Source organism: Oryzibacter oryziterrae (assembly GCF_021864535.1).
In the GTDB taxonomy this organism is placed as follows: Bacteria; Pseudomonadota; Alphaproteobacteria; order Rhizobiales; family Pleomorphomonadaceae; genus Pleomorphomonas; species Pleomorphomonas oryziterrae.
The window spans coordinates 51,478-71,274 of record NZ_JAKJIC010000006.1 but is presented as its reverse complement, the minus strand read 5'-3'; the positions used below and the strand labels follow the sequence as shown (position 1 = coordinate 71,274).

Genomic DNA, 19,797 nt, shown 5'->3' with positions numbered 1-19,797 from the left:
TGGCCACGAGACTGTCAGGCATCATGATTGGCAAGCACGATGAGAAAAAAGCCAAAGCTCCGTATATCATGAATATACCAGCATCGAATTCCGTCACGACTTCATTCTCTGCGCGCCCTGCTGATCTCGATTCGAAATAAACATGCACAAAAACCGCAATAGAAACGACTTGCGGATAGAATAAGCTACCAGCCGGATATGTGACTATCGCCGTAAGAAGGCACGATAGGATGTATGGAATGGGCATTTATATTTCCGAATTTACTATGTATCGCACTGCAACCAATATTATCCTTCCCTAGTTATTTTTTGTATAATGCCGTACATTTTAATATCATATAAAGTGTATTTGATAATATAAAATATTTTTGATTGCAAAAGGGCAGCGACCGGATGAGGCCGGCAAAATCGGGCCTGCAGTCCAGGCGAGGACGAATTGCCTGGTGACAGTTGGCCCAATTCACTGAAAGGGCAGAGGACGAACAGCGGGCGACACACGTGAATTGGGCGAATAGTCACCGCAATTCTGCGGCGCCTTTGCCACATAAAACTGCGGTGACTGCGTCTCTATTTCACAGATAGAAGGTGTTGGCGGCGTAGAGTCGAACCGATGCGGAACGATTGCTTGAGCCCAGAATTGCACCTAAAAGAGCGAGATATGCTAGACTCCTTCTCGGTGCAGCGCATGCCCCCTTCTCTCGAGATCGCCCATACTCATTGCGCTGATCACCGCCACGAGATCGAAGCGAGTGGGCAATGCGGCTGCTTTTCCTGTGGCGCCACCTTTGCCTCCTTGGAGGTCACAACGTGGATCGACGGAGATCGGACCGCACTCTGTCCGCACTGTAGCGTTGACGCCGTCATCGGCGATGCGTCCGGCCTGCCAGCAACGTCACCTGAATTTCTCATGGAAATGCAACGGGCTTGGCTTTCGGTCTGGTGATCGGGGGCGGGGATGGATGACGCTCTTCTGAGTTCCGTCCAAGACTGGCTCGGAGCAGCCGGATACAGGAGGTGACAGTTAGCCCCTTGGGTAAACAGTCACCGGTCTCCGTTGCGATTGCCTTTGCGCCTTTGCACTTCCCTCAGATGAACAGCGTCGTGCCCGATTCCTGCGCCTCGGCGAGGAAGGCGGCGACGCCGCCGAGGTCGACACCGTCGATGAGTTCCTCGGCGCGGATGCCCATGACGTCCATGGACATCTGGCAGGCAATCACCTGGGCGCCGCCGTCGATGAGTGTCTTGAGCAGGCTCGCCGGTGTCTCCACATGCTTGTCGGCCATCACCTTGCGCATCAGGCGGGCGCCGATGCCGGCGAAGTTCATCTTGGACAGGCTGTCGAGCTTGCTGACGCCCTTTGGCAGCATGGCGCCGAAGCCCCATTCGATCAGCGACTTCTTCACCTTGGGCGCGTCGGCGCGGCGCAGCACGTTGAGGCCCCAGAAGGTGAAGAACAGGCTGACCGGCTTGCCCATGGCCAGCGCGCCATTGGCGATGATCAGCGAGGCCATGACCTTGTCGAGATCGCCCGAAAAGACCACCAGCGTCGTCTTCTCGCGGGCGGGCACAGCCGAAGCGGCGGGCTCCACCAGCGGCTTCTGGCCCTTGCGCAACAGCGCGGTGATCAGGCCCTTGGACGCTTCGATGCCCAGGAGCTCGTTGCCGGTCTTGCGCGCCCAGGCGCGGATGTCCTTGCCGAAAGCCGGGTCGGAGGCCACAACCTCGATCCGCTCGCCGGGCTGCATGGCCTCCATGGCCCGGTAGGTCTTCATGATCGGGCCGGGGCATTGCAGCCCGACGGCGTTGAGGCGGTGACGGTCGGCGACCGGCGTGACGATGGCGCAGGCCCCGGTTTCGGCCTCGATCTCGGCCGGGCTGCGGCGCTTGATGTCCTCGTAATCGAAGATGTCGGGATTGGCCTGCTTCTCGGTGGCCCAGGTATAGGTCTTGATGCCGCCGGAGAGATTGCGCACGTCGGCGAAGCCGGCCTGCTTGAGGATGCGATAGGCAAGATAGCCGCGCATGCCGATCTGGCAGAAGACGACGGTGGGCCTGGAAGGATCGAGTTCGCCGAGGCGCTCGCGCAGATGGTCTAGCTCGAGGTTGCGGGCGCCGGGCAGCGTCTGGATGGCATATTCCTCGGGCGTGCGCACGTCGATGAGCTGAAGGACGCCCGGCGTCTTGTCGATGTATTTGCGCAAGGAGCGCCAGTCGATCACCTCGTGGCTGCCGTTCAGCACATTGGCGGCCACATAGCCGGCGATGTTGACCGGATCCTTGGCCGAGCCGAAGGGCGGCGCATAGGCAAGTTCGAGGTTCGACAAGTCCTGCACCTTGAGGCCGGCCTGAATGGCCGTGGCGATGACGTCGATGCGCTTGTCGGCGCCGTCGGCGCCCACCGCCTGGGCACCGAGAATGCGGCCGTCGGGCGCATAGATCAGCTTGAGGCTGAGTTGCTTGCTGCCGGGATAATAGGAGGCATGCGAACCAGAGTGGGTGATGGTGGCCAGATGCGCAATGCCGGCGGCATCCAGCTGGGTCTCGTTGAGGCCGGTGCTGGCGGCAGCAAGATCGAACACCTTGAGGATGGCGGTGCCGAGCGTGCCGTCATAGCGCTTCCGCTGGTCGTCCGAGGCGGCGAGCATGTTGTCGGCGGCGGTACGGCCCTGGCGGTTGGCAGGCCCGGCAAGCGGGATCAGCGCCGGGCGGCCGGAAATGGTCTGGACGATCTCGATGGCATCGCCGACGGCGTAGATGTCGGGATCGGAGGTCGCAAGGAAGGCGTTGACCTTGATGCCGCCGGTGGGCCCGAGGTCCAGCCCGGCGCCGCGTGCCAGGGTCGTCTCCGGCCGGACGCCAATAGCGAGTACCACGATGTCGGCCTGCAGACGCTTGCCTGAGGCGAGGAAGACGAGGGTGTGGTCGGCCTTGTCCTCGAAATGCTCGATCTTGTCGCCGAGATAGAGCTCGATGTTCTTGTCCTTCATGTGCGAGTGCACGATGGAGGCCATCTCGTCGTCGAGCGGGGCGAGGATATGCGCCGCGCCCTCGACCAGCGTGGTGAAGAGACCGCGCTCGTGCAGGTTCTCGGCCATCTCGATGCCGATGAAGCCGCCGCCGATCACCACGGCCCGGCGTGGGCTGGCACCCGTGAGGTGATCCATGATGCGGTCGAGATCGGGGATGTTGCGCAGGGTGAAGATGCGCTTCGAGTCGATGCCCGGCAGGCGCGGCCGCACCGCTTCGGCGCCCGGCGACAGGAGCAGGCGGTCATAGGACTCTTCGGTCTCCTCGCCGGTCTTGAGATCGCGCAGCAGCACGGTCCTGGCGGACCGGTCGATGGCGATGGCTTCGGTGGAGGAGCGGACATCCACCTTGTAGCGCGCCTCGAACAGCGGCTCGGAGGTCACCAGCAGCTGTTCGCGGTCGGCAATGGCGCCGGAAATATGATAGGGCAAGCCGCAGTTGGCGAAGCTGATGAAGGGGCCGCGCTCGACCAGAAGGATCTCGGCTGTCTCGTCGTTGCGGCGAATGCGCGCCGCTGCCGTGGCGCCACCGGCCACGCCGCCAATGATGATGACCTTCATCGTCTTGCTCCTTCACCGCCGGATCTGCCCGCCACCGGGCGTCCATCGCGGTGCGTCTTTCGTTTAATTTCGGACTATAATTATATACGCGATTGCTAATTTACGAGTTTGGGCGAACCCCCTCGGTGTTTTTGCGCATGGTGGGCAGCGAGTGGATTTCGGTGGGGTTTTCCGTCGCGCGCTCCGGGTGATTTGAACGTGAATCCAAGGCAGAAGCTGAAAGCCGGCTAATCTTTCGGGCGGAATGGCCTCGACCCATTAGCAAAAGTCACGGGAAATCAGCCCGTTACGGACTGGTCAAGACTGGGAAAGTCGGCTATCGGCTCTGTCATAAAACTGTCATTTTACTGGGACGTACACGCCATGCTCGGCTGGTTCAGGAAACTCTTGCCCCGCGAAGACAAGTTCTTCGACATGTTCGAACAGCATGTGGCGACCGTCGTCGGCGCAGCCACGGCGCTCAACGGCCTGCTGACCGGCCAGAACATCGTGCGGCAGGGTGACGTCGTTGTGGCGCTGGAGGACAAGGCCGACGGCATCACCCGCGACGTGCTGCTGGCGGTGCGCCGCAGCTTCATCACCCCCTTCGACCGCAGCGACATCAAGGACCTGATCCAGTCGCTCGACGACACCATCGACACCATGCACCGCGTGGTGAAGACCGTCCGCCTGTTCGAACGCACCGAGTTCGAGCCGGGCATGCAGGAAATGGGGCAGGACATCCTGCGCGCCGCACAGCTGATCGCCGAGGCCATCCCGCTGCTGCGTGCCTCCGGCACCAATGCCGCCCGCCTGAGCGCCATCGCCGAGCAGGTGACGCGCGTGGAAGGTCATTCGGACGAACTGCACGAGAAGGGCCTCAAGGAGCTCTATCGCAGCTATGGCAAGACCGACGCCATGGCCTATTTCGTCGGCAGCCAGATCTATGGCGAACTTGAAAAGGTGCTCGACCGCTTCGAGGACGTCGCCAACGAAATCAGCGGCATCGTGATCGAGAACGTCTGATGGACACCCTCGCCTTTCCGCTGCTGGCGGGCCTGATCTTCGTGGCGCTGGCCTTCGACTTTCTGAACGGCCTGCACGATGCGGCAAACTCCATCGCCACCATCGTCTCGACCCGTGTGCTCAGGCCGCAATATGCGGTGTTCTGGGCCGCCTTCTTCAACTTCATCGCCTTCCTGTTCTTCGGCCTGCATGTGGCCAACACGGTCGGCAAGGGCATCGTCGATCCGGCCGTGATCACCCCGGCAGTGATCTTTGCCGCCCTGGTCGGCGCCATCGCCTGGAACGTGATCACCTGGATCTTCGGCATTCCCTCCTCCTCCTCGCACGCCCTTGTCGGCGGCCTGGTCGGCGCGGGGCTGATGAAGGCAGGCACCAGTTCGATCGTGGTGGAGGGCCTTGCCAAGACGGCGAGCGCCATCGTGCTGTCGCCGCTGGTCGGCTTCGTGCTGGCGATGGTGCTGGTGCTGATCGTCACCTGGATCTGCGTGCGCCAGACGCCGCATGGCGTCGACAAGGCCTTCCGCTCGCTGCAGTTCGTCTCGGCCTCGCTCTATTCGCTCGGCCACGGCGGCAACGACGCGCAGAAGACCATGGGCATCATCGCCGTGCTGCTCTATTCGCAGGGCTATCTCGGCAGCGATTTCCACGTGCCGCTGTGGGTGGTGCTGTCCTGCCAGGCGGCCATGGCCGCCGGCACGCTGTTTGGCGGCTGGCGCATCGTCCACACCATGGGCTCGAAGATCACCCGACTGAACCCGATGCAGGGCTTCTGCGCCGAAACCGGCGGTGCCCTGACACTGTTCGGCGCCACCTGGCTCGGCGTGCCCGTGTCGACGACCCACACGATCACCGGCGCCATCGTCGGCGTCGGCTCGGCCCGCCGCACCTCGGCGGTGCGCTGGGGCCTTGCCGGCAACATCGTGGTGGCCTGGGTGATCACCCTGCCCGCCGCGGCGGCGATCTCCGCCGCGACCTACTGGATCGCGAGCCTGTTCTGACAGCCTCTCAGCCTTCCGCGACGACCTGAAACCGGCCGTCGCGGTAGCCGGTGATGCGCACGCGCGCACCTGCCGGCAGGTCGGGCCCCTCGACACGCCAGACCGTATCGTCAAGGCGGATATGGCCGGTGCCGTGGGAAATCGCCGTGTCGAGCACGGCGGAGCGACCGATCTGCCGACCGGCCCGATCATTGGCGAGCCCGTCCGCCTCGGTACCGGCGCGGCCATAATAGCGGCGACCGACCAGCGCAGCCACCACCGCCAGCACGACGAAGATCACCACCTGCGCCTGCCAGCCGAGCGTCACCAGCAGCGCAAGGGCGCCCGTCAAGCCGGCGGCAATGGCGAACCAGATGAAGAAGGTGCCCGGCGCCAGCACCTCGATCCCCGCCAGCACCAGTGCGAGCACCCACCAGGACCACGGCCCGAGGTAGGCGACAATCTGTTGGGTCAGCCCCATGGCGTTATCCTTCCCGGGTGACGGTCGGCACCGAGCCCGTACGCTTGGCGCGGTTGGTCGCGTCGGTTTCCGGGCTGAAGGCGGAGCGGGCCAGCTCGGCGATGCCGCCCAGCGACCCGATCAGCGCCGAGGCTTCGACCGGCAGCATCAGGATCTTCTGGTTCGGCGAATGGGCGAACTGGGCCAGCGCCTGGGTGTACTTGTCGGCGATGAAATAGTTGAGCGCCTGCACGTCGCCCTTGGACACCGCCTCGGACACCAGCGCCGTCGCCTTGGCTTCCGCTTCCGCCGAGCGTTCGCGCGCTTCGGCATCGCGGAAGGCAGCTTCCTTGCGGCCCTCGGCCTGCAGCACGAGATTCTGCTTTTCGCCCTCGGCGCGCAGGATGGCGGCCTGACGCATGCCCTCGGCCTCGAGAATGGACGCGCGCTTCTCGCGCTCGGCCTTCATCTGCCGCGCCATGCTGTCCACCAGATCGGCCGGCGGATTGATGTCCTTGATCTCGACACGGGTGATCTTGACGCCCCAGGCCTCGGTGGCCGCGTCGACGGTGCGCAGCAGGCGCGCATTGATCTCGTCGCGGTTGGACAGGAGGTTGTCGAGCTCCATGGAGCCCATGACCGTGCGGATGTTGGTCATGGTGATGTTGAGGATGGCATTGTGCAGATTGGCCACCTCATAGGCGGCCCGCGCTGCATCCAGCACCTGGAAGAAGGCCACACCGTCCACCTTGCAGGTGGCGTTGTCGCGCGTGATGATCTCCTGGCTGGGGATGTCGAGCACCTGCTCCATGCGGTTCATCTTGGCGCCGACGCGATCGAAGAAGGGGACGATCAGATTGAGACCGGGCTGCAGCGTGCGCGTATAGCGACCGAAACGCTCGACGGTCCAGTTATAGCCCTGCGGCACCTGCTTGACGCCGGCGAACAGCACAACAATCACAAAAAGAACAAGCGCGATGAGCGCGACGTCACCGCCAGTCAAAATGATATCCATGGCAAATCTCCCCGGAGCCACTGGGTGCCTTGAGCCTTGCGGTCTCATCCCTCGGCCGATGATCTGACCGGTGAGCCGGTCGCGGCACTGGTGTCCCAGACGCCGACGGCTTCCGCAGTCAGAGCGCGCTGAATCTAGGTGCTGCAGTCGGGAAATTCAAACGGGCAATCGACGAAGCCCGAGCAATAGGTTGATTATCGGCGAAGAGCCGTCGAGCCAGCCGTCCTGTCAAGCAGCGCAAGGCCTCCGCCAACCTGCGGCCTCCCATGTAGGACAGGGACCGCAGGTCGGACTTCCTTCTCGAAGCACAGTCCCTTACGCGGCGGCGGGAACAGCGGTCTCGACAGCAGGCAGGCCGGTCGGGCGCAGGACGCCTTCGGCGCCGGCGAGGCTGCCGGGGATCAGTTCGAGGCCGAGGAAGCGGCTGCGCTCATAGGGGCCGGGCATGGCGAGGCCGCCCATGTTGCGGGTCGAGAAGCCGAAACGGCGGTAATAGGGTTCATCGCCAACCAGCAGGATGGCGCCGTGACCGGCCTCGCGCGCCCGGGCGATGGCAAGACGCATCAGCGCCGCGCCGATGCCTTCACTGCGATAGTCGCCATCCACCGCCAGCGGGCCGAGCAGCAGCACCGGCGTGCCCGAGCGACCGCAGGCGGCGTGCCAGAGGCGCACGGTGCCGATGAGCTTGTCGCCGTCGCGGGCGACCAGCGCCAGGCCGTCGGCCGGCAGGCGACCGGAGCGAATGCGCTCCGACGACTTGCGAAAGCGCGCCGGTCCGAAGACACGATCGAGAAGGGTGTCACGCGCGGCAACGTCGCCGCAGAGTTCATCGCTATAGGCAATCATGGCAGCAACCCGAGCCTCCGGCAGTCTCGGAGGCAAGCAGGTCAACGGGTACCGGGCGAACAGCCGTCCGGAGCGATGTCAGTCGGGGTCTTTTCCTGTTTTCCTTTCGGCCCTCGCGGGCCGCCTCGCCGGTCGGCTCGGGTGACCTGCGGTCACTTGGGCCTCTGGGGGTACGGCCCTTGCGGGCCGCCTCGCCGGTCGGCTCGGGTGACCTTCGGTCACTTGGGCTTCCGGGTGAACGGCCCATACGGGCCGCCTCGCCGGTCGGCTCGGGTGACCTTTGGTCACAGGATCAGATCACATAGGCCTTGAGCGGCGCGAAGCCGTTGAAGGCGACCGCCGAATAGGTGGTCGTGTAGGCACCGGTGCCCTCGATCAGCACCTCGTCGCCGATTTCCAGCGACAGCGGCAGCGGATAGGGCGTCTTCTCATAGAGGACGTCGGCGCTGTCGCAGGTCGGGCCGGCGAGGATGCAGGGCGCGGTTTCCGTGCCGTCGTGACGGGTGCGGATCGGATAGCGGATCGCCTCTTCCATCGTCTCGGCCAGACCGCCGAACTTGCCGATGTCGAGATAGACCCAGCGCTGCTCGTCGTCGCGGTGCTTCTTGGAGATCAGCACCACCTCGGCCTTGATCATGCCGGCGCCGCCGACCATGCCGCGGCCGGGCTCGATGATCGTCTCGGGAATGTGGTTGCCGAAATGGCGACGCACAGCCTCGTCGATCGAGCGGCCATAGGCCTCGGTGGCCGGCACGTCCTTGAGGTAACGGGTCGGGAAGCCGCCGCCCATGTTGACCATGCGCAGCGTGATGCCGCGCTCGCCCAACTGGTTGAAGATGGCGGCAGCCGACGCCAGCGCCCCGTCCCAAGCCTCGAGATTGGCCTGCTGCGAGCCCACATGGAAGGACACGCCATAGGCATCGAGACCGGAATGATGGGCATATTCAAGAACTTCGGCAGCCATGGACGGCTCGCAGCCGAACTTGCGGCTGAGCGGCCATTCGGCCCCGGCACCGTCGCACAGGATGCGGCAGAACACCTTGGCCCCCTTGGCCTGACGGGCGATCTTGTCGACTTCGGCTTCGCAATCCACGGCGAACAGGCGGATGCCCAGCTCGAAGGCGCGGGCGATGTCGCGCTCCTTCTTGATGGTATTGCCGAAGGAAATGCGGTCGGCCGTGGCACCGGCGGCGAGCGCCATCTCGATCTCGGGGATCGAAGCGCAATCGAAGCAGGAGCCGAGATCGGCGAGCAGCGACAGAACTTCCGGCGCCGGATTGGCCTTCACGGCGTAGAAGATGCGGGTGTCCGGCAGCGCATGACGGAACGCGGTGAAATTGTCGCGAACAACGTCGAGATCGACAACGAGGCAGGGGCCTTCGGGTCGTCGGGAGGCGAGGAAGTCGAGGATGCGAGCGGTCATGTCAGTCGGAGCTCCGAGCGTCCAAGGTGCGGCACACGAGGGTGAATCATCCCATCCCGCGCATCGGTGTGGACCCGAGGCGCAAGCGACATGAACCCTCATCCGGACCCCATGGGGACCCGGAGGGTGAAGTGTTGACTTGAGCGACAGCCATCCCCGGTCAGATCACCGTGACGAATGAACGCTTCAGTCGGCCAGCCTTTGATTGGAAGGGATTTCTCCGATCCGCACGTCCGGCAAGGAAGTAGTTGCCTCTTCAGTAACCCCGGCGTTTGGAGCGCCGGCAGAGACCAAAAAAGCCCTCTACGTCGTTGCTTTAAGTCGCGTCCGCCGCTTGAGAAGCAGCTTAGACCCGGTTTATCTCCGGTCACCGGCTTGCCCTCGCCGGAACCGCCGTTAGCGGCCCTAGCGAAGCCGGCACGCAACCACAGGCACGTGCGAAATTGGGCAAGAGCGGATGTAATCCCCATCGCCCCCTCGTGCAAGAGAAAATGCTAGAAAAAAACGGAATAACCTATTCCAGCCGCCAAAAAGGCCCGGAAATCCGGGCTTTCCAGTTGAATTTCCTGACAAATCCTTAACAATCTGCCGCGGAAACCCAGTCTACAAACGGGCACGAATCGGACAAGGTGAGCAGGCAGGATCTCTCTCGCGGCAGCCACAGGCCAGGACCGCCGATCGAGCAGCCAACTGGAAAGCGTCATTCATGGACACGCTCACGCGCATGCGCACATTCGTCGAGGTCGTCGACGCCGGCGGCTTCTCCGCCGCCGCCCGCAAGCTGGGCCGCTCCAAGGCGCTGATTTCCAAATATGTGAAGGAGCTCGAGGACGAACTGGGCGCCCGCCTGATGAACCGGACGACGCGCCGCCTGTCGCTCACCGAACTCGGTCACGCCTATTATCGCGATGCCGGCGAAATCCTGCAGCGCGTCGATGATCTGCAGGACATGGTGCGCGACCGCCATGGCGAGCCGACGGGTCTGTTGCGCGTCACCGCGCCGCGCAGCTTTGGCGATGACGCGCTCGGCGTCGCCATCATGGATTTTGCCCGCCTGCATCCCTCCATCAAGCTGGAGCTGAAGCTGGACGACCGCTTCATCGACCTGGTGGACGAGGGCTTCGACTGCGCCATCCGCGTGTCGGAACTGCAGGACTCCAGCCTGATCGCCCGCAAGCTCTCGGACTATCGCTTCGTCACCGTCGCCCGGCCCGACCTGTTCGAGACCTTCGGCCGGCCCACCCACCCGGACGACCTCGCCCGCGTGCCCTGCGTCATCGACAGCAACCTGCGCAACCGCTTCAACTGGCGCTTCCTGGTGGACGGCCAGAAGCAGACGGTGCAGATCTCGGGCCGCATCGAGGTGAACTCGCCCATGGCGGTGCGCATGGCAGCGCTCGCCGGCCTCGGCTTCGGCTGCGTGCCCTATCTGATGGTGGAGCAGGACATCGCCGACGGAAAGCTGGAGGTCGTGCTTGACGACTACGAGATCGGCCTTGCCGCCATCTACATCGTCTATCCGCACCGGCGCCACCTGTCGGCCAAGATCCGCGCCTTCGTCGATCATCTGGTCAAGTGGTTCGAAACAGAAGGCGATCGCTGCCGCGCCGGCCTCGGCGGCACGCCGCGCGAGGACGCCGAACCTGCGGTGGAATGATCGCTTTTGTGCGCTTGACCGTCGTCATCGTAATGCCCCAATTGGGACGACACCATCGCGCCGGTTTCGACGCGGTGCGCATCTGCACACCCAAGGAATGAACATGCTCTGGTCCCGGATGTCCGCCTGGATGAACCTGCCCCGTCTGGCCGCCGCGACGTCGCTGGCCATTGCCTGCGCCACAACGGCCGCAGTGGCCCACCCCCATGTCTTCGTCGATGCCAAGGCGGAAGTGGTGTTCGACGCTGAGGGGCGGATCACAGCCATCCGCAACATCTGGCGCTTCGACGACGCCTATTCGGCCTTTGCCAGCCAGGGCCTCGACACCAACGGCGACGGCAAGCTGTCGGTGGAGGAGTTGAAGCCTCTCGCCGATCTCAACATCAAGTCCATGCCTGACTATGGCTTCTTCACCTTCCTGACCATCGACGGCAAGGATGCGGACTTCGATCCGCCCAAGGAATATTGGCTGCAAGCCGATGACCAGGGCCTGCTGACGCTCTACTTCACCCTGCCCACCAAGGGCGCGGTGACCGTCGCCGGACACAAGACGCGGCTCGAGGTCTATGACCCCACCTATTTCGTCGCCTTCGACTTCGTCGAGGACAAGGATACGCCACTGATGCTGGACAAGGCACCGTCCGGCTGCAGCTTCAAGGTGTTCCGGCCGGACTCCAACTCCATGGATCCCGCCGCCATGGCGGCGCTGGCGCAGATTCCCGCCGACCAGCGCAACATCCCGGCGGATCTGCAGATGATCACCAACGACCTGACCAACGGGGCCGACATCTCATGCCCATGACGCATCGCGGCCGTGTTGCTGCAAGTCTTGCCCTGTCGCTGGCGCTGGGCGCCGGACTGATGGCGCTTTCAAGCCACGCAGCGCTCGCCGCAGGCCCCTTCGGCGTGGGACTGCCCGAACCCGCTCCGACCGGCGGCGGCTTCCTGCCCGGCCTCTTCGCCGCGATCGCCCGCTGGCAGTCGCAGTTCTATCAGGAACTGACGGCAACGCTGCGCGCCATGAAGACCGACGGCCGCGCCGGACTGTGGCTGATTGCCCTCTCCTTCCTCTATGGCGTGTTGCACGCCGCCGGCCCCGGTCATGGCAAGGCGGTGATCTCGGCCTATGTGCTGGCCAACCGTGAGACCGCGCGCAACGGCGCCGTGCTGGCCTTCGTCTCTGCGCTGGCGCAGGCTGTGGCCGCCGTGGTGCTGGTATCGATCGCCGCCATTGCGCTCGGCGCCACGTCCATCGCAATGACGCAGGCGGCGCAGGTGATGGAGATCGGCTCCTTCGCCCTGATCACCGGCCTCGGCGTCTGGCTGGTCTGGCGCAAGATCGTCCAGCCGATCGCGCGGAATTTCGGCGAGCGTTATGCACCGATCGCCGTGACGACGGGAGGCCAAGCGGTCGCCTTTGCGTCGGACAATGACCACCATCACGATCATGGCCACGCTCATGACCATGGGCACCACCATCATCACCACGATCACAGCCATCACCATCACGACCACGGGGGGCTCGCCTGCGACTGCGGCCATGTGCATGCGCCGACGCCTGACGCGGTGGCCGGCAAGCTCGACTGGAAGAAGGCGTCCTCGGCCATTGCAGCCGTGGGCTTCCGCCCCTGCACCGGCGCGCTGATCGTGCTGGTTTTCGCCCTGAGCCAGGGCATCTATGCCGCCGGCATCCTCGCCACTTTCGCCATGGGCATGGGCACCGGCCTGACCGTCGCGACGCTGACGCTGCTGGCGGTCTCGGTCAGGGCCGTTGCGCTCCGCGCGGCGGCGAGCCGACCGGAAGCTGCCTGGACGGCGCACCTGCACACGGCCTTCGAAGCCGCGGCAGCGGTTGTGATCCTGCTGTTCGGCGCCCTGATGCTCGGCGCCTCGCTCTATGCGGTGTGACGGCTAAAACCGACAGCGCGCTCAGCGACGCCCGGCATAGGCCCGTGCGGCGTCGCCGAAGGCGCCGAAGATGGCTTGCGAGGGGCCATCGGTGGCGGCCCAGAACTCCGGATGCCACTGGACGCCGAGCGTGAAGCCCGGCGCATCCTTGACCGAGACAGCCTCGATGGTGCCGTCGGGGGCCAGCGCCTCGATGGCAAGGCGATCCGACAGATGGCCGATGGCCTGCCGGTGCAGCGAATTGACGTCGACCTTGTCGGCATTGAGTACGCGACCGAGGCAGCCGCCGGCCACCACCTGCACCGGATGGCGGATGACGAAGCGTTCGGCCATCACCTCGGACTCGGGCGCACGGTGATCCATGCGGCCATCGAGATCCTGCACCTCTGAAATCAGGCTGCCTCCCAGCGCAACGTTGAGCTCCTGCAGGCCACGGCAGATGCACAGCAGCGGCACACCGCGCTCGATGGCCCGGCGGATGAGCGGCAAGGTGGTCGCATCGCGCTCCTCGTCGAAGGGCTCCATGGACGGATGCGGCTCGACGCCGAAGTTGCGCGGATGCACGTTGGAGCGCGAGCCCGTGCAGACAAGCCCGTCGGCACGATCGAGAATCGCATCGAAGTCGAGCCGATCGCCGAAGGCCGGCACGATCAGCGGCATCACCCCGGCCTGTGTCAGCGTCGCCTGCAGATAGGTGGACGGGGCAGCATGCCAGGCATAGCCCTGGAAATGGCGGACATCGGGGGTAACGAGCACAACAGGGGCAGACATACTCAATTCCTTCAAGCGGGGCGCCAGTTTCAGCAGGCCGGCAGCGCTTCGTCAAGCCAGCCCGAAGGGTGAAGTGTGCGGCACAAGATGTCGTCTTGAGTCCCGTTGCGACTTCGGCTTTTATTGCGGCGGGAGAGTGACCAGCAAAACGCGAAATGATTGCGATGCAAAGACTCCGGCTTCAACGGGCCGGGGCGCTCTGGCCAGACGTTCAAAGGAGGGGGAACAGCACATGGATCGTCGTTCATTCATCAAGAAGGCCGGTATGGTAACCACCGGCGCCGCCGTCGGCACCGCGCCGCTCGCAGCGCCCGCGCTGGCCGAGGACATGCCCACCATCAAGTGGCGCCTGACCTCCAGCTTTCCGAAGACGCTGGACACCATCTTCGGCGCCGCCGAAGTGATGGCCAAGGCCGTGTCGGATGCCACCGGCGGCAAGTTCCAGATCCAGGTGTTCCCGGCCGGCGAACTGGTGCCCGGCCCGCAGGCGCTCGACGCCGTGCAGAATGACACCGTGGAGTGCTGCCACACCGCCTCCTACTATTATGTGGGCAAGGACCCGACCTTCGCCTTCGGCACCGCGCTGCCCTTCGGCCTCAACGCCCGCCAGCAGAATGCCTGGATCTACGAGGGCGGCGGCCAGCAGCTGCTCGACGAGTTCTATGGCAATTACGGCGTGGTCTCCATGCTCGGCGGCAACACCGGCACGCAGATGGGCGGCTGGTTCCGCAAGGAGATCAGCACCGTGGCCGACCTCAACGGCCTGAAGATGCGCATCGGCGGCATGGGCGGCAAGATCCTGGCCGCGCTCGGCGCCGTGCCGCAGCAGATCCCCGGCGGCGACATCTATCCGGCGCTGGAAAAGGGCACCATCGACGCCACCGAATGGGTCGGCCCCTATGACGACGAGAAGCTCGGCTTCTATCAGGTCGCCAAGTTCTACTATTACCCGGGCTTCTGGGAAGGTTCGGCCTCGCTGCACTTCATGTTCAACAAGGCCAAGTTCGACGCCCTGCCGGAAAGCTACAAGGCCATCCTCAATGCTGCGGCCGCGCTGGCCAACGCTGTCATGCAGGCCAAGTATGACGTGAAGAACAACACGGCCATCCGCTCGCTGGTGGCCAAGGGCGTGCAGCTGCGCCCCTTCAGCCGCGAGATCCTGGATGCCGCCTACGACGCGTCGTTCAAGATCTATGACGACCTGTCCAGCACCAATGCCAACTTCAAGAAGATCTATGAACCCTGGAAGCAGTTCCGCACGGAAACCTACCAGTGGTTCCGCGTGGCGGAATACAACTACGACTCCTATGTCTACGCCCAGCAGGCCGCCGGCAAGTAAGCCGGACGCGTCCACGGATCTGAAGACAGGCCACGAAACGAGCCGGCCCGGAGCAATCCGGGCCGGTTTGCCGTTCAGGGCTTGGGTGGGGCGCCGAAATCCGGGGCGGGCAAGCCGGATGGAGGCGTTGTCGGGGCGGACGGAGCGGGTGCGCCAAAATCAGGTGCCGGCAGGCCGGACGGCGGCGCCGCCGGAGCCGCGGGCGCAGGCGCTCCGAAATCCGGCGCGGGCGTTCCGAAGCTCGGCGCTGCCGCTCCGCCCGGCGGCGCAAAGGGATTGGCCCCGGCTCCGCCACCAAAGGGATTGGACCCGGCGCCGCCGGCCGGCGTCGGAAGATCGATGCGAACCGTCGCCGGGTCGACCAGCGGCGCGTTGGACTTGTAGTCGACGATGCCCGGGAAGGCGATCACCAGCGCCACCATCAGGATCTGGATCAGCACGAAGGGAATGGCCCCGTAATAGATCTGCATCGTGGTGACCGGGTTGATCATCTTGCCCGTCACCTTGTCCGGATAGGCCCGCTCCGGCGCCACCGAACGCAGATAGAACAGGGCAAAGCCGAAAGGCGGATGCATGAACGACGTCTGCATGTTGACGCCCAGGAGCACGCCGAACCAGATGAGATCGATCCCGAGCTTGTCGGCAACCGGCGCCAGCAAGGGAACGATGATGAAGGCCAGTTCGAAGAAATCGAGGAAGAAGGCCAGAAAGAAGACGATGACGTTGACGACGATCAGGAAGCCCAGCTGCCCGCCGGGAATGGCGGTCAACAGATGCTCGACCCAGACGTGGCCGTTGATGCCGTAGAAGGTGAGCGAAAAGACGCGCGCCCCCAGCAGGATGAACACCACGAAAGCCGACAGCCGCGCCGTGGTGTCGAGCGCCTGCCGGATCATCGTCATGTTGAGGCGCCGATTGACGAGCGCCAGCAGCAACGCGCCGGCGCCGCCCATGGCCCCGCCTTCGGTGGGCGTGGCAAGACCGATGAAGATGGTGCCGAGCACAAGAAAGATCAGGACCAGCGGCGGCACCAGCGTGGTGACCACCTTGAAGAGCAGCTTCATGCCCCTGAGCGTCCGCGCCTCCGGCGGCAGCGCCGGCACATAGTGGGGACGGAAGATCGAGACGAGGAGAATGAAGCCGGCGTAGAAGCCGGTGAGCACCAGACCGGGAATGAAGGCGCCCTTGTACATGTCGCCGACCGAACGGCCAAGCTGGTCGGCCAGAACGATGAGCACCAGGCTCGGCGGGATGATCTGCGCCAGCGTGCCCGAGGCGGCGATGGTACCGGCGGCGATGCGGCGGTCATAGCCATAACGCAGCATGATTGGCAGGGAGATCAGCCCCATGGAAATGACCGACGCGGCGACCACGCCGGTGGTGGCCGCAAGCAGCGCGCCGACGAAGATCACCGCATAGGCGAGACCACCGCGCACCGGCCCGAACAGCTGGCCGATGGTGTCGAGCAGATCCTCCGCCATGCCGGATCGCTCGAGGATCAACCCCATGAAGGTGAAGAAGGGGATCGCCAGCAGCGTTTCATTGCCCATGGTCGCCCAGATGCGATCGGGCATGGCCTGGAACAGATTGGGCGACAACAGGTCGAGCTCGATGCCGACGACGCCGAAGAAGAAGCCGCAGGCGGCCAGGGCGAAGGCAACGGGATAGCCCAGCAACATGAACAGGACGAGCGCCGCAAACATGATCGGCGCGAGATTTTCAGCCAGGAATGCAAGCATCGGGATGGTCTCACCGGCGGTTGGCTGGAAGATGATTTCCGAGCGACAATGGAAGCGGGGCCTGAAAGGTCAGGTCGACGGCCGCTTAGTGGGACTTGATCTGGTCGCGCAGGGGATCCGGCCCATCGCCGGTCAGGAAGGCGATCCGCTTGATCAGTTCAGAGACCCCTTGCAATCCGAGCAGGGTGAAGCCAGCCGGGATCAGCGCCCAGGCCGGCCAGAACAACAGCCCCCCCTCGTTGGGCGAGGTTTCGCCGGAGTGGAACTTGTCGACCACGACCGGCCACACGAGATCGACCGTGATGACGCAGAAGGGCAGGAGAAAGACCAGCGTGCCGAAGATCTCGATCAGGATCTGCGTCCGGCGCGAAAGACGACCGTAGATGAGGTCGATGCGCACATGCTCTCCGCGCAGCAGCGCATAGCCGGCGCAGAGCAGGAAGACAGCGGAGAACAGATACCACTGCAGTTCGAGATAGGCGTTGGAGCTGATCGAGAAAAGCTTCCGCATCAGCGCATTGCCGACGCTGACGAAGATGGCGACCAGCAAGAGCCACTTCGCAAGACGGTTCACTTGTGTGTTCAGGAGATCAATGCCCCTGCACAGCTGCAACAGCCCCCTCATCCCTGCCTCCCCCCGCTTTTTCTGACCGGAACCTCCTCACGGCGCCGGCCTTTGTCTGGATCTTACGGCACAATGCAATCAAAATCACGTAGTCTCCCGTAGTAGAGCCGGCAAAGTCGGTCCTTTGATCGCACATCCAGACACCGCGGCAGGTTGACGCAAGTGTGCGCTGCTGGGGCCGAAGTGCGGCAAGCCGATGCGCCACGAGGCGTCGGGTCCGCCCCTGCAACCGCGGCAGGATGCAATCCTGCGGGGAAATATTGGGTTGAATGATGCTATACATGGCAAATATATCGCAAAAGGCATGTGTAGTTTGGCAATCGCATTGTGAGATTTTATAGATGAATGGCACATACTGTCGCCAGACCTGCGAATTCCACGCAACGAAACAACTTTCAACAGCCAAGCTATTTCAATTGAGGTAAATTTCATGTAGCATATAGATACATGGCGTGTATAAATCAACTATTGAGTGCAATTTTGCAATCGATAGGCCGGAAATGAGCTGACGTACAACCTTGACGACCCTGGACTCGGATCAGAAATTTTTACGACCTAACGATAGTGACGCGCGCATTCTGATCGTCGAGGGCAGCCAAAACGACTTGCGCGTGATTTATCGGTTGCTATCACAATCCCCGATATCCCTGGCCATATCAACAGCGTCCAACGCGGCAGAGGCCATGGAGCAGATCGATCGTGGCCAGACCGACAAGTCGTCCAGCCCCGACCTTGTGATTCTCGACTTCGACCTGCCCGGGTCCGACGCCCCTCGCCTGCTCACCCAGATGCGGCGCGATCCCCGTCACAAGGCCCTGCCCGTGGTGGTTCTGACCCGTGGCACCGATCCAGGCGCCATCCGGCGCGCCTATGACTTCGGGGCCAATGCCGTGATCTCCAAGCCGGAAACGCAGGAAGGCATGGGCGAAATCGTTCGCACCATCGTCGACTTCTGGTTCAAGGTCGCCGACCGCTATCTCCTGGACTGAGCCCGATCCCCTCCGAAGCACTCTTGCGAGCGCGCCTAACTCCGCCTATCTCGGCAGGATGAAAGTCGTTTCCGGCTTTTGCCTGACCCTGGGATGACGCGCGCGATGGACATGACGGCCCCTGCCAAGACCCACGCCCTGCCGGCGGGACACCCGCCCGTAGCCTTTGGACGCATCGGCGTGTTGCTGGTCAACCTCGGAACGCCCGACGGCACCGACAAGAAATCCATGCGCCGCTATCTCGAGGAGTTCCTGACGGACCGCCGCGTCATCGAGGTGCCGCGCTGGAAGTGGTATCCGGTGCTCTACGGGATCATTCTCAATGTCCGCCCGGCCAGGAAGGGCAAGGACTACGACACCATCTGGAACCGCGAGCGCAACGAGAGCCCGCTCAGGACCTTCACCCGCTCGCAGGCCGAACAGTTGCAGGGCCGACTCGCCGACCTCGCGGGCGTCGAGGTGGACTGGGCCATGCGCTACGGCAATCCCTCCATCGCCGAACGCATGGACGCGCTGAAGGCCAAGGGCTGCGAACGCATCCTCGTCTATCCGCTCTATCCGCAATATGCGGCAGCAACCACGGCGACCGTCAACGACAAGGTCTTCGAATATCTCCTTAAGCAGCGCTGGCAGCCGGCCCTGCGCACCGTGCCGCCCTATCACGACGACCCCGCCTATATCGACGCCGTCGCCGGGTCGATCGAGAGCCATCTTGCCACGCTCGACTGGGAGCCGGAGGTGGTGCTGACCTCGTTCCACGGCATCCCCCAGAGCTATTTTGCCAAGGGCGACCCATACTATTGCCATTGCCAGAAGACGGCACGGCTGCTGCGCGAACGGCTCGGCTGGGACAAGGACAAGCTCAAGATCACCTTCCAGTCGCGCTTCGGGCCGGAGGAATGGCTGCAGCCCTATACCGACAAGACCGTCGAGGCGCTGGCCAGGTCCGGCGTCAAGCGCATCGCCGTGGCGACCCCCGGCTTCGTGTCGGACTGCCTGGAAACGCTTGAAGAGATCGCCGGCGAGAATGCCGAGATCTTCCGTCACGCCGGCGGCGAGAAGTTCAGCCACATCCCCTGCCTCAACGACAGTGCGCCGGGCGTCGACGTGATCGAGGCCGTGGTGCGCCGCGAGCTCAAGGGCTGGGTCTGACCAAACCTTTCGAATGTTCTAAGCCGGCGGACCGAGGCGTTCGCCAGCTTTTTCCGTCAAGGCCGGGCCGCACGCCCGGCCTTTTTGCTTCCCGGCCAAGGAAAAGTCTCAGTCAAACGCGCCGATTGATCCGGCAAGATACGGAATTTTCGCGGCAATCTTGACTATGACCGTCGCACTCTATGTAATGACAACTCTATGGTCCGGCATGAAATGGCACCAGGCGCCGCCGTTGACCTTTTTTCCCGCAATTCCCGTTGACCTGAAAGACGTGGAGATGAACCGGCACCCGGGGTGCCGATTA

Annotated in this window: 16 protein-coding genes; 8 read left to right on the top strand and 8 right to left on the bottom strand. The window is 63.7% G+C overall.

All coding sequences use genetic code 11. From position 1 onward, the window contains the following. Positions 1–1,085 precede the first annotated feature (1,085 nt). The gene (locus L2I41_RS08295; RefSeq protein ID WP_237153068.1) at positions 1,086–3,587 is read right to left on the bottom strand and encodes an FAD-dependent oxidoreductase; all 2,502 of its coding nucleotides are present in this window, start codon (positions 3,585–3,587) and stop codon (positions 1,086–1,088) included. A 363-nt stretch (positions 3,588–3,950) separates the two neighbouring features. On the opposite strand from L2I41_RS08295, the gene L2I41_RS08290 reads away from it, so the two are divergent. Together L2I41_RS08290 and L2I41_RS08285 are read left to right on the top strand one after the other, a co-directional pair. Next, positions 3,951–4,592, top strand: a complete 642-nt coding sequence (locus L2I41_RS08290) for a DUF47 domain-containing protein (RefSeq protein WP_237153067.1) — start codon at positions 3,951–3,953, stop codon at positions 4,590–4,592. Further along, entirely contained in the window at positions 4,592–5,590 is a 999-nt protein-coding gene (locus L2I41_RS08285; RefSeq protein ID WP_390634001.1) for an inorganic phosphate transporter, read from the top strand. Before L2I41_RS08290 ends, L2I41_RS08285 begins: the two co-directional genes overlap by 1 nt. A 7-nt stretch (positions 5,591–5,597) precedes the next feature. On the opposite strand, the gene L2I41_RS08280 is transcribed toward L2I41_RS08285, so the two are convergent. From L2I41_RS08280 to L2I41_RS08265, 4 genes are all read right to left on the bottom strand, one after another. Then, positions 5,598–6,050 (bottom strand): NfeD family protein, encoded by a 453-nt coding sequence (locus L2I41_RS08280; RefSeq protein ID WP_237153066.1) that lies wholly within the window; start codon positions 6,048–6,050, stop codon positions 5,598–5,600. 4 nt (positions 6,051–6,054) lie between these two features. After that, positions 6,055–7,044 carry an SPFH domain-containing protein gene (locus L2I41_RS08275; protein WP_390633998.1) on the bottom strand — a complete coding sequence of 330 codons (990 nt, stop codon included), beginning with the start codon at positions 7,042–7,044 and terminating at the stop codon, positions 6,055–6,057. A gap of 315 nt (positions 7,045–7,359) precedes the next feature. Continuing rightward, complete coding sequence (locus L2I41_RS08270; RefSeq protein WP_237153065.1) at positions 7,360–7,890, bottom strand: GNAT family N-acetyltransferase; 531 nt, start codon at positions 7,888–7,890, stop codon at positions 7,360–7,362. A gap of 292 nt (positions 7,891–8,182) precedes the next feature. Next, a complete protein-coding gene (locus tag L2I41_RS08265; protein WP_237153064.1) occupies positions 8,183–9,313 on the bottom strand; it encodes a type III PLP-dependent enzyme in 1,131 nt (376 codons plus the stop codon). A 706-nt stretch (positions 9,314–10,019) separates the two neighbouring features. Here L2I41_RS08265 and L2I41_RS08260 point away from each other — a divergent pair. The 3 genes from L2I41_RS08260 to L2I41_RS08250 all read left to right on the top strand — a co-directional run bounded on the left by L2I41_RS08260 (position 10,020) and on the right by L2I41_RS08250 (position 12,878). Next, positions 10,020–10,970, top strand: coding sequence for a LysR family transcriptional regulator (locus tag L2I41_RS08260; RefSeq protein WP_237153063.1), 951 nt, complete (start codon positions 10,020–10,022; stop codon positions 10,968–10,970). A 103-nt stretch (positions 10,971–11,073) separates the two neighbouring features. Then, on the top strand, positions 11,074–11,772 hold the full coding sequence (locus L2I41_RS08255; RefSeq protein WP_237153062.1) for a DUF1007 family protein: 699 nt from the start codon (positions 11,074–11,076) through the stop codon (positions 11,770–11,772). Then, on the top strand, positions 11,763–12,878 hold the full coding sequence (locus L2I41_RS08250; protein WP_237153061.1) for a nickel/cobalt transporter: 1,116 nt from the start codon (positions 11,763–11,765) through the stop codon (positions 12,876–12,878). Before L2I41_RS08255 ends, L2I41_RS08250 begins: the two co-directional genes overlap by 10 nt. Before the next feature lie 21 nt (positions 12,879–12,899). Here the strand turns inward: L2I41_RS08250 and L2I41_RS08245 are convergent, their stop codons facing one another. Beyond that, entirely contained in the window at positions 12,900–13,676 is a 777-nt protein-coding gene (locus L2I41_RS08245; RefSeq protein WP_390634041.1) for a gamma-glutamyl-gamma-aminobutyrate hydrolase family protein, read from the bottom strand. Between the two features lie 205 nt (positions 13,677–13,881). Between L2I41_RS08245 and L2I41_RS08240 the strand changes: the two genes are divergently transcribed. Further along, on the top strand, positions 13,882–14,988 hold the full coding sequence (locus tag L2I41_RS08240) for a TRAP transporter substrate-binding protein (RefSeq protein WP_237153059.1): 1,107 nt from the start codon (positions 13,882–13,884) through the stop codon (positions 14,986–14,988). Positions 14,989–15,062: 74 nt separating this feature from the next. On the opposite strand, the gene L2I41_RS08235 is transcribed toward L2I41_RS08240, so the two are convergent. Both L2I41_RS08235 and L2I41_RS08230 read right to left on the bottom strand, forming a co-directional pair. Beyond that, a complete protein-coding gene (locus L2I41_RS08235) occupies positions 15,063–16,727 on the bottom strand; it encodes a TRAP transporter large permease (protein WP_237153058.1) in 1,665 nt (554 codons plus the stop codon). An 85-nt stretch (positions 16,728–16,812) separates the two neighbouring features. Further along, positions 16,813–17,352, bottom strand: coding sequence for a TRAP transporter small permease subunit (locus tag L2I41_RS08230; RefSeq protein ID WP_237153057.1), 540 nt, complete (start codon positions 17,350–17,352; stop codon positions 16,813–16,815). A gap of 518 nt (positions 17,353–17,870) precedes the next feature. Between L2I41_RS08230 and L2I41_RS08225 the strand changes: the two genes are divergently transcribed. Beyond that, entirely contained in the window at positions 17,871–18,341 is a 471-nt protein-coding gene (locus tag L2I41_RS08225; protein ID WP_255720135.1) for a response regulator, read from the top strand. A gap of 93 nt (positions 18,342–18,434) precedes the next feature. Next, positions 18,435–19,493, top strand: a complete 1,059-nt coding sequence (gene hemH / locus L2I41_RS08220) for a ferrochelatase (protein WP_237153055.1) — start codon at positions 18,435–18,437, stop codon at positions 19,491–19,493. Positions 19,494–19,797: the final 304 nt, after the last annotated feature.

Excerpts from the sequence above, each read along its gene's own strand:
- L2I41_RS08260 (WP_237153063.1), top strand. The coding sequence starts at position 10,020 with ATGGACACGCTCACGCGCATGCGCACATTCGTCGAGGTCGTCGACGCC.
- hemH (WP_237153055.1), top strand. The coding sequence starts at position 18,435 with ATGACGCGCGCGATGGACATGACGGCCCCTGCCAAGACCCACGCCCTG.
- L2I41_RS08230 (WP_237153057.1), bottom strand. The coding sequence starts at position 17,352 with ATGAGGGGGCTGTTGCAGCTGTGCAGGGGCATTGATCTCCTGAACACA.
- L2I41_RS08255 (WP_237153062.1), top strand. The coding sequence starts at position 11,074 with ATGCTCTGGTCCCGGATGTCCGCCTGGATGAACCTGCCCCGTCTGGCC.
- L2I41_RS08275 (WP_390633998.1), bottom strand. The coding sequence starts at position 7,044 with ATGGATATCATTTTGACTGGCGGTGACGTCGCGCTCATCGCGCTTGTT.
- L2I41_RS08235 (WP_237153058.1), bottom strand. The coding sequence starts at position 16,727 with ATGCTTGCATTCCTGGCTGAAAATCTCGCGCCGATCATGTTTGCGGCG.
- L2I41_RS08280 (WP_237153066.1), bottom strand. The coding sequence starts at position 6,050 with ATGGGGCTGACCCAACAGATTGTCGCCTACCTCGGGCCGTGGTCCTGG.
- L2I41_RS08270 (WP_237153065.1), bottom strand. The coding sequence starts at position 7,890 with ATGATTGCCTATAGCGATGAACTCTGCGGCGACGTTGCCGCGCGTGAC.
- L2I41_RS08265 (WP_237153064.1), bottom strand. The coding sequence starts at position 9,313 with ATGACCGCTCGCATCCTCGACTTCCTCGCCTCCCGACGACCCGAAGGC.
- L2I41_RS08295 (WP_237153068.1), bottom strand. The coding sequence starts at position 3,587 with ATGAAGGTCATCATCATTGGCGGCGTGGCCGGTGGCGCCACGGCAGCG.
- L2I41_RS08240 (WP_237153059.1), top strand. The coding sequence starts at position 13,882 with ATGGATCGTCGTTCATTCATCAAGAAGGCCGGTATGGTAACCACCGGC.
- L2I41_RS08285 (WP_390634001.1), top strand. The coding sequence starts at position 4,592 with ATGGACACCCTCGCCTTTCCGCTGCTGGCGGGCCTGATCTTCGTGGCG.
- L2I41_RS08290 (WP_237153067.1), top strand. The coding sequence starts at position 3,951 with ATGCTCGGCTGGTTCAGGAAACTCTTGCCCCGCGAAGACAAGTTCTTC.
- L2I41_RS08250 (WP_237153061.1), top strand. The coding sequence starts at position 11,763 with ATGCCCATGACGCATCGCGGCCGTGTTGCTGCAAGTCTTGCCCTGTCG.